Here is a 9,611-nt window from a genome sequence, read left to right as displayed (position 1 = left end):
CACCGATTGAAGACCGAGCGCAACTGTCCGCTTGTCTCCAGGAAACAATAAAAGCTACCATCTGATTGACCGCTCTCAAACAACGGATTGCTCCTCCAGCGGACGCATACCCTATATTCCCCATCTTCCGGGACCAATCGAATCTCTGACAACAGGCCGCGAATGATGGATGTTGCCTCAGCTTGCGAAGAGGGATCGCGCAGCGCCGTGGTCAAACTGGCGACCTGTTCCCGATACACGTCGGACAGACCGGGGTGCAGCAACACCGGCGGTTCATCAGAGGCGGCGGCGATCAAGGCTTCGAGTTCCGATTTGCGAACCTCCAACGCTGTCAGCTTATCCTTCATGCTGGCGTGAAACATGCCATCGCTGATGGCGTCTATGAGATGTGCAATCTTGCGCTCGATCTGCGCCAGATCACGTGTCGCGCTACTCCGTTCTTGTTGAATGGACCCGGCAAGACGGTTGTATTCCTCTTGATAGGCTTTGGTGAATTCCGCGATCAGATCAGGATGCAGCAACTGTTCCTTGAGGCCGGAGAGAACACGGTCTTCGAGCTCCGCGCGTTTGATCGTCAGCCGATTATCGCAGGTGCCTTTGTTCCGTCGGGTGGAACACCCGTAATAATGTTTGCCGACTTGGATGACGCCACCGCCACAACACCCACAGGTCAGCATGCCGGAAAACAGATGCCGTGCCCGCTTGGTGCGGCCCAGCTTCTTGATGCCATCGCTGATCGCGGCGTTGCGCGTTTGTTCCTGCCGTTTCTTTACCGTGTTCCAAAGCTCGTCGGATACAACCCGCAACTCGGGCACGTCTTCAATCACCCAGTCTTCTGGTGGGTTTGGGCGGGATTGCCGTTTGCCAGTGTTCGGGTCTTTGACGAAACGCTGCCGGTTCCAGACCAGTCGCCCGATATAGAGTTCGTTGTTCAAGATACCAATGCCACGCTGGTGGTTGCCGTAGATGGTTGATGCGCCCCACGTGCCACGAGGTCCGGGAATGCCCTCATCGTTCAGGTTGGAAGCGATGTTGCGTGGGCTCAGCCCATGGCCGTAATCCTGAAAGATACGCTGAACGACCTGGGCTTGGCTTTCATTGATCCGCCGTTCCCCTGTGGTGATCGACCCGTCTGCACCCATGTCTCGCACAACGTCGTAGCCGTATGTAATACCACCGGCTGATTTACCTTTGCGCACACGTCCTTCAAGTCCGCGATGGGTCTTCTGAGCCAGGTCCTTCAGGAACAGACTGCTCATGGTCCCCTTGAGGCCGATATGCAGTTCAGAAATCTCTCCTTCAGCGACGGTGACAATCGGGATGCCCTGAAACCGCATTTGTTTGAAGAAGGCCGCGATGTGTTCCTGATCCCGGCTGATCCGGTCAAGCCCTTCGGCCACAACGACATCAAAGACATTGCGTCGTGCGTCCTCCAGTAACCGTTGATATCCGGGACGCAGATGGGACGCTCCGCTCAGTCCCCGGTCGGAATAGGTCACTGCCTCCCGCCAGCCGTTGCCATTGATCAGACGCAGACACAGCCGATGTTGGTCCTCAATGGAGGCGTCACTTTGAAGATCGGTGGAATAGCGGGCATAGATGGCGGCGCGCATGGGGTGGGCCTTTCGGACTGAGAAACAAGTTGGCCCATCCCATTATAGGCACGGATTGGGCCGAGTCTTCCACTTTCCATTGCAACTTGTTGCAATGGAAAAGGCATAAATCACAATTAGATAACCAATTACACTATCGGCTTTTGGGCACGATTGTCGAACGTTTGCGACCCAAGGTCTTCATCTTTGCCTGCAAAAGAGATTGATAGTCGTCACAGGCAGACAGCCCGGTGGCACGGTTATAGTGCTTCTGGGACATGTCCAGCGTCGTGTGCCCGAGTATATCCCGGATGATGTTGACATGTTCCGGGTCCGTCTCAGCAATGCTGGTCGCCGCAATGTGCCGAAACTTGTGGGTCCGCAACTCAATACCCAACAGGCGTTGCGCCACTTTCGGCAGTTCACGCGACAGCCCATCGGGCGTGATCGGGTCGCCATACTGACTGATCCAGAGCGCATTGGACGTCTTGGAGCCAAGGAGGACCGGATGATGAATATCCAGATAGGATACCATCGGTTGCACCAGAACTTTGGGCAGAGGAAACCAACGCGCTTTTTTGTCCTTAGTGTCTTCCGCCGAAAGATGAACCTCGAACCCTTCGGAGGTTTTGCGCAGATGCTGATCCGATGTCAGCGCCAGCAACGTGCGACGACGTACGGGCCGCGCGATCAGAAAGGCGATCATCAGGCCAGCGCGAAAGTGAATTGCGCGCTTCAGATCACTAAGGGATGGATCAACCTCCAGGTCTTGGAGCCATTGCAAGCTTTTGTTCAGAACGTCACCTGCCAAAATCGGAACCGGTTTCGGAAGGCTTTTGCGATCTGCCAGATGAACCAAGCGGTTGGACAGTTTGTTTAGCCAGTCCCAGTCTCCTGACGGGTCCATGGCTCTTGCAAGAACATACAGATCACAGATCATATTCTTGAGGGTTACAGAGTTCACACGAGCTTCTGCCTCTTCCAAATATCCCCGTACTGCATTCTTGGTAACGCGATCTGTCGGGGGCTGATCCAAAAGGACAGGCTGATGACGCATCATCCATGACAGCCAATACCCGTAGCTTTGGCTACGTTTTTTACGGCTGCCATCAGACCAGCTCGCACAGGGGCCTGTGCCGTCGAAAATGTCACCTTCAGCGAACAGGGCATCCCAGGCGGATTTATCCGCCTGGGGCCAATCTTGATAACGAAGAACAAGGGGAAGGGGATTAGTCATTGGACGTCCCCCGGAACTTCGAAAGTACCACCTCGTCGTAGTGATCATGTGCCCACTGGTTGCTAAGCGACGCATAAAAATCCATCGTGGTCTGAAGCCGTTTGTGTTTGAGCAGACGGCGGACGGTCTCGAAGTCACCGGGGCGTTCTCCGAGATAGAGCTTGGCCGCGATGTGGCGGAACAGATGCGGGTTAACCTTCAACCCTGTTTCCCGATAGACCCGCTGGGTGAGTTCACCACCAAAATTGCTAGACGCACGAGGCTTCCCATCGTTGCTGCGCGGAAACAGAGCGCGCCCACCCGCTTGCGACACCTGTGACCGAAACTGCATGATATAACGGTGCACCAGCTTCGAACCACGGGCGTTCAGTTTGACCTCAATAGGTTCGCCGTTCTTGACCTCAATTCCCTCGATACGAATGGAATACAGAGTATGGGTGCCGGAGCGAGTTGCGATCAAATGTTTATCCAAATCCAGCCCTGCGAGGTTTTTGACACGCATGGGACAACTCAGGAGGATGGTAAGTGCCGCTGCGTGCATAGCCGCCAGAGCGCTGTCACGACAGGTCGGTTTGTCATCCGCCCGTTCCATCAACGTATCCGGAAGGCCTAGCAACAGAGCGACATTCTCCCAGTCGTTGAACTGAGCGAGGCGCTCGGCGTTTTTGGGGCTCATACCGCGAGGGCTGGTTGCAACGCGTTTGTGAATGTCTTTGAGCGCCTTAAGGACGTCTGCGGGTACGTTCAGGTGATGCCGTGCAATGGCGATGCAGGTTGCTGCAACATTACTCAGCCCAGACGGCAGACTGTCGGTTCCGCGCCGGTCGATGATCGTCCGGAAGGCCGTTTTGAGATTAGGCACCGTGACCAGTTCCGACAGGCTAACGAAGTGTTCCGGGCTCTGTCCGGCAGACACCAGCGCGTCGAGCATCTGCCGCAGATGGGCTTCGGTGTTGCGCAGGCTGGTCTGACGCAGCGGTTTGTCGGGCCCGTCATCGCTGAACAGATCACGTTGCGCCAAGCGGTCGATATAGGCTTTGATCTCTGCTTGCAGGCTTTCCGGGTAGTCCGTCAGCGGGCGGGCCACGTAGCGGCCCGACGACAAGCGGTTCAGCTGGGGAAGATCGAGACCGTGTTTGTCAATCACGTGGTTCCATGTGTCGATCATGGACTGGATGTACTTGGCCGGTTCGTTCTTCAGCAGCACAGCGTCGAGGGTTGTCCGAAACGCCTGAACCACTTCGCCACCAATGTCCTTGGGTGAGATCGACCGGGCACTGCAATAGCGTGCAAACCGCATCAAGCCCCAAACCTGATGGGTGGATTGCACAGTCGTCAAAAACGCGCCCCACTCCGGGGTCAGTTCAAATTTGGCTTCAAAATCCTGCAACACCCCGACCGCACGCAGGGCACTGGTCAGATCGCTTTTGGTGGTGCTGAGGGTGTTGGGCTTCACCCCGCAGGCGGCGGGATGCAACGATGCCAGCAGTTTGCGCAATTGCGGGATATCTGTCGGGATGTCTGACGGAGGGCGGTTCATGTATGTACTGATGCGCGAGACCGCGGACAGCTTGGACTGTTGACGTTTCTTATCGGGGTCTGGATTGGACTTCAGAACGTCCAGAACCTCGGCCAGCGTTGTTGGTAGCTGGATCTCTTGGTGATGTGTCATGATAAACCTCTTCGGTTTTGAAATTGGGGACAAAAGGGGACAAACGAGGACAGGCAGACCCATGGCGGCCCTCTTGCGGGCATTCGGGAAAACAAGGGTGTGAATTTGTATCCGAAGTTTACGCACCCGTTTTCCCGAACGTTCGAAAAGCCGATCATTATGAAGATGTTAGAGAACATGTGCAGCGACCTGATTGCCGCGTTGCTTGGCAAGGGCATGCAAATCGCTGCGGGCAACACGCCAATCGCGGCCCAAACGGGTTGCAGGCAGATCACCGGATTTGATCCATCGGCGAACGGTCTTGGTGCTGATGCGGAACAGCGCCGCGACATCGCGCACACTGAGATAGGCGGCATCCTCTGTGATCGGCAGATCAACCATGATCCACCTCCGGGTCTTCACCGTTGCAACGGGTTGCAAAATCCGACCGCGCAGCCTCGCGCGCCAATAGGCGCACAAGGCTGATCAAAGGTTGGGGGATATCAAGTTTGGGCAGGTTGCTCGTGGGAGCAGAAGACGAACTCGTCATCGATACGTTCCTTTTAAAGGAACCGCTCGAAGCAATGATCGCGATGTTCTGGCTTAGGAGTGCACTCCAGACGACAAAACACTGACCTCAAAGGAGATCAGGATCATTGCCATCGAGTGCGTCAAGGACGAAGTGCCGTCCTGTCCAATCCCAATATTGGCGGCCCAGCCATCACGGCTGGTGGGTTGATAGTACTCTTAACCTATGAGCCGTTGCTTGCCTGTCAAGGGCAGCACGGCGTGGTTACCTCACGGTTACCAATACTGAGATCAGGCCCGACTTCTACATGTTTAACTCAATGAAATTATTTAGATTTTATCTGTTTTGACTTTGGGTGTTCATCCGGACGTGATAGTTTCAAGCGCAAGGGTGCCGGGTGAGTGCCCGGATACCTCCTCTCTCTGACAAGCGACGAGGCCACTCCAGTCGGTAAACGCCGATATGTGTCAACCCGGCATCCGATCTCCAAAGCGCAACGGGTGGCTAGTTCAGTCCCAACCCCGTTTGACCGCGCCCGACAAGGTGACGGTGATCTGCTCGGCCATCATTTGATCCGGATGGTTTTTGAACATGAAAATCTTGCCGAAACCGCACCGTGTGCCCAGACCTCGACTGTGCTGAATCCGGTAGCCTTGGCGCACACGTTCACGGACCTCATTCACCATGTCGTGGTTGTTGATCTTCAAATCGCGGACTGCGTCTTCCTTCAATCGGCGTTCCCCCAACCGACCATCCAAGCTGGTGGGGCGACGGAAGTATTCTGAAATCTGAAGCAGGATTTGGTTGGCGCGTGGCCGCAAATGCGAGGGAAGGTGACCAACACAATGAAGGTACGCGGCGCGGTCACGAATGTCGTCGCGCAGCTTTTGGCAACTGGCCAAATCGCCGAAATACCGCCCATAGAGTTGGGGCTTGTTCACCGGTGGCGTCCGCTTCCGGGGCACAAAATCGAAGGGTGGTTTTGGTGCGCGTGGGTCAAAGTACATGTCGGTCTCCTCTCGGGCGAAATCACAAAAAGTTGCGAATAATCATGGGTGTAGTAAACATTTCACCCTTTGAATATTTTGACATTACACAGGGTCCAGTTGCTGTCCACAGAAAAATGAGACTTATAAGTCGTGGCCGTATAGGACTCATTCGACGATCCATCGAACCCGATGGATGTACGCAAACGCATAGGCTGGAACTTGAGAAGAATGCGAAATGAAAAACGCATTACTCAAGAGAACTTTGCAACAGACAGCGGGTTTGATCGCGGTTACATCAGTGGTGTTGAAAGAGGTGTGCGAAATCCTTCGGCGCTAGTTTTGGAACGACTTGCAGAGGCCTTAGGAGTGGACGTGGCGGAATTCTTCGATCTCCAAAAGGCAGAAAAGTTCAGGCAGTCTGTTTAGGTCTGCTTGAGCCAAACTCAGAATCTTTGGAAGAAGCCCGTCACCTCTGGGCTGGCAACAGACCCGCAAGGGAAAAAACATTATTGCCTAAACCGCTGGCCCGTTTCATGACAGTCTGAAACGCCCGATAAAGAGGGTATGTCCAGCGCCAGGTACAAAGGGAGACTTTGAACACTGCCCGGATTTTTGCAACGCGCCCCTTGCATATAGAAGCTTGGGCAGTGCTTACTACCTCATATAGACGAGAATCAGCGATTTAGACCATGACCGAGCAGTACTTAGGCCCCCTCATTGCGGGTGATGAAATTAACTCCGAACTTCGGCGCCGGAAAAGCAAGGATCAGTTTAAAACTGTAACTGCCTCCAACAAAAAACTGATCGGCGAAAAGGTCGAGATAGAACAGAAAGACGGTTGGCGCGTTGTTAGGAAGAACGCGAAGTCGACGCGGATGGCGAAACCCAAACCTTCGGATGAACAGCTTGAAGACGAAGTTTGGAGCATCCTTGCCCAGATGGGCTTTGCCGAGATGAGCAAGGGTCGCTACTTCACGATTGCGGTGGAAGACGGGTTGGAGCCTCGCCAAATTGATGTTTTCGCTAAGGATGATGAGACAGTTATTATTGTCGAATGCACGCAACGTGAAACCCCTGCAAAAAAAAACATGTCCAATCTGATCGAAAAGATCAGAGCTATTCGCGAACCGCTACTAAAATCGATCCGTAATTTTTACGGTCAGAAGGCCAAACTCAAGGTCAGGCATGTCATAGCAACGCGTAATGTTGTCTGGAGTGAAGCAGATTTAAACAAGTGCAAAGAAACGCAAATCACTGTCGTCACCGATGGCGAACTAGACTATTACGCCGCACTTGTTCAGCATCTCAAACAGGCCGCCCGCTACCAGTTTCTAGCTCATATGTTTGGCGGGCAGAAGATTGATGGTTTGGCACGGCAGGTCGTTGCAACACGAGGCAAGATGGGCGGTGAGACTTTCTATACCTTCCTCATGCCGCCAGATGAGCTAATGAAAATTGCTTATGTCGGCCACAAGGCGAGCCGGGATACAGAAAACCTTGAAACATATCAAAGAATGCTTCAACCGAAGCGACTTAGAAAGATTGCCGAATACATCAATGATGGTGGTAAGTTTCCAACAAATATCGTGGTCAATCTCAAAACAGGCAGAAAAAGCGGCCTCAGATATGACGTCATTGAGAAATTCGAGAATGAAACGCTTGTTAAACTCAGCTTGCCACCAAACTACGCATCAGCTTGGATCATTGATGGACAGCATCGCCTCTATGGTTATGCCTATGCGCGGAACATGGAGGGATTCAATCAGGATTCCTCGATGATCCCTGTTCTTGCCTACGAAAACTTGTCCGCTGAAAAGGAGATGAATCTATTCATCGATATCAACAGCAAACAAGTGAAGGTCAATACTGGCCTCTTGGTTGAACTATATGCTGACCTGCATTGGAAATCCGACGAACAGGAAGAAGCCTTTCAAGCACTGCTCTCGCGAGTGGCTTCTCGGCTGAACAAGGATAAAACCTCTCCGCTCAATGATAGAATGGTTATCACTGGCAAAAAGAAGACTCAATTCCGCTGCTTGACGCAGACATCCATTCGCGATGGGTTGGGCGAACGCGGCGCAAAACTGCTTGGGACACTAAGCAAAGGCTCGATAGTGCCCGGCCCATTCTCAACAGGACAGGCCGAGGCTTACGATGCAAACCTCAAAAAGGGGCTTTCTGTCCTATCAGAGTGCTTGCGGATGTTCGAAACCCAACTCCCGAACCATTGGAAGCTAGGAGATGGACCAGGCGGATATTTGTGCACGAACAATGGTCTCCGCGCACTGTTCCACGTTATGAAGGACGTTTCCGACCACGTGCGCCAAACAAGTGGGTTAGAGCTATACGGGCTGGATGCCGATGAAAGCTTCAAGGCGATAGAGCCCTATGTTCAGGCGCTTGTAGATTTCTTTAAAAATGCTTCTGAACAGGACATATTGGCGTTTCGTCGGATTGGCTCGTCTCTGACCGCAGTTAGGCAGCAAGCATGGGGCATGGAAGCGCAAATCCAGAAAAAGTTTCCTGATTTTAAACCTGCCGGATTGGCGGACTATCAGGAATCGCGTGATGAAGCAGGCACGGAAGAAGCACGTACCAAAGTGTTGCGTATTCAAAAACGAATTTTCGATTATGTAATAGACACCTTGAAAGCCGAATTTGGCACGCAAGACCGGGCTTGGTGGGTAAAAGGTATCCCTTCCAAGATCAGGATTGATTGTAGTGCTCGGTGGGAGGCCAAAGATCAGGAGGGAGAGCCGGAAAGCCAGTTGTTCCTGCAAAACTACGTCGATATCTGTGCTCATAATTGGGAATTGGTTAAGGACGTCATTTCGCTGCACGAGAAGGACAAGGCCGCTAAAACCAAAAACACAAAATGGATTAGGAAGCTAAACGAAATTCGAAACAAGGTCGCCCATCCTGAACAAGGTGTGCTGGATGCTGAACAAGTGGCATTTGTGAAAGATATCTATGAAAAGGTAGAAGAGTATTTTCCTGCGGACGCTACACAGACGCAAGCGGTCGCGTAATGGTACAGCAGGCGAGAGAGCGTCGAGAGAAAGGTAACTAGAACTGGATCGACAACGCCTGTCCCGTTAGTTAATGTGCCATAACACAAGAATCGAGGCCGAGCATGGCGAACAAGAACATCCTTCTGGTCGAACCAGGATATCGCAACAAATACCCGCCACTGGGGCTAATGAAAATTGCGCAGTATCATGGGCCACAAGGCAAGAAGGACAATGTTCGCTTTGTGAAGGGCGAAGACCCGTCTGCCTACGACTCGGCTTGGGACCGCGTTTACATAACGACGCTGTTTTCTTTCGAATGGGCACGCACGGCCAGAAGCATAGATTATGCACTTGATCTGGTGGGCGGGCAGGCGCATCGGGTGTTTGTCGGCGGTATCGCAGCCTCTCTCATGCATGATAAATTTATTGATGAGCCACGCTGGCGCGGCGTGCGCTTTATCAAGGGCTTGCTCGGGGAAGCACCTGCCACATCGCTTAAGCTGGACCCCTTTGATGAAGAGCTCTACGCGGATGATGATACAAGCACGCCAATTGAAGACTTGGTGCCAGATTACAGTATTTTAGAGCATATTTCCTACGAG

7 protein-coding genes and 1 pseudogene are annotated in these 9,611 nt (G+C 52.9%); 3 read left to right on the top strand and 5 right to left on the bottom strand.

Features of this window, described 5'->3' with window-relative positions:
• From AC2FND_RS18580 to AC2FND_RS18560, 5 genes are all read right to left on the bottom strand, one after another.
• On the bottom strand, positions 1–1,613 hold a 1,613-nt coding region (locus AC2FND_RS18580), incomplete at its 3' end, for a recombinase family protein (RefSeq protein WP_496771242.1).
• A 133-nt stretch (positions 1,614–1,746) separates the two neighbouring features.
• On the bottom strand, positions 1,747–2,829 hold the full coding sequence (locus AC2FND_RS18575) for a tyrosine-type recombinase/integrase (RefSeq protein WP_496771241.1): 1,083 nt from the start codon (positions 2,827–2,829) through the stop codon (positions 1,747–1,749).
• Positions 2,822–4,501 (bottom strand): tyrosine-type recombinase/integrase, encoded by a 1,680-nt coding sequence (locus AC2FND_RS18570; RefSeq protein WP_496771240.1) that lies wholly within the window; start codon positions 4,499–4,501, stop codon positions 2,822–2,824. The genes AC2FND_RS18575 and AC2FND_RS18570 overlap by 8 nt, the downstream gene beginning before the upstream one ends.
• Before the next feature lie 168 nt (positions 4,502–4,669).
• Positions 4,670–4,903, bottom strand: a complete 234-nt coding sequence (locus AC2FND_RS18565) for a helix-turn-helix domain-containing protein (protein WP_496771239.1) — start codon at positions 4,901–4,903, stop codon at positions 4,670–4,672.
• Between the two features lie 615 nt (positions 4,904–5,518).
• Positions 5,519–6,016, bottom strand: a complete 498-nt coding sequence (locus AC2FND_RS18560; RefSeq protein ID WP_496771238.1) for a hypothetical protein — start codon at positions 6,014–6,016, stop codon at positions 5,519–5,521.
• 171 nt (positions 6,017–6,187) lie between these two features.
• Here AC2FND_RS18560 and AC2FND_RS18555 point away from each other — a divergent pair, with 171 nt between their 5' ends.
• The 3 genes and pseudogenes from AC2FND_RS18555 to AC2FND_RS18545 all read left to right on the top strand — a co-directional run.
• A complete protein-coding gene (locus AC2FND_RS18555) occupies positions 6,188–6,424 on the top strand; it encodes a helix-turn-helix domain-containing protein (protein WP_496771237.1) in 237 nt (78 codons plus the stop codon).
• Positions 6,425–6,687: 263 nt separating this feature from the next.
• Positions 6,688–9,027 (top strand): DGQHR domain-containing protein, encoded by a 2,340-nt coding sequence (locus tag AC2FND_RS18550; RefSeq protein WP_496771236.1) that lies wholly within the window; start codon positions 6,688–6,690, stop codon positions 9,025–9,027.
• A gap of 104 nt (positions 9,028–9,131) precedes the next feature.
• Positions 9,132–9,611: pseudogene (locus AC2FND_RS18545) on the top strand (radical SAM protein); the annotation flags it as partial.

The organism is Ruegeria sp. BHSB056 (assembly GCF_059613305.1).
Note: the sequence above shows the minus strand (reverse complement) of the source record. Positions and strands in the feature narration are given on the sequence as shown.

What these genes read in the sequence shown, in the direction of transcription:
- AC2FND_RS18575 (WP_496771241.1), bottom strand. Translation starts at nt 2,829, where the DNA reads ATGACTAATCCCCTTCCCCTTGTTCTTCGTTATCAAGATTGGCCCCAG.
- AC2FND_RS18570 (WP_496771240.1), bottom strand. Translation starts at nt 4,501, where the DNA reads ATGACACATCACCAAGAGATCCAGCTACCAACAACGCTGGCCGAGGTT.
- AC2FND_RS18560 (WP_496771238.1), bottom strand. Translation starts at nt 6,016, where the DNA reads ATGTACTTTGACCCACGCGCACCAAAACCACCCTTCGATTTTGTGCCC.
- AC2FND_RS18555 (WP_496771237.1), top strand. Translation starts at nt 6,188, where the DNA reads ATGGATGTACGCAAACGCATAGGCTGGAACTTGAGAAGAATGCGAAAT.
- AC2FND_RS18550 (WP_496771236.1), top strand. Translation starts at nt 6,688, where the DNA reads ATGACCGAGCAGTACTTAGGCCCCCTCATTGCGGGTGATGAAATTAAC.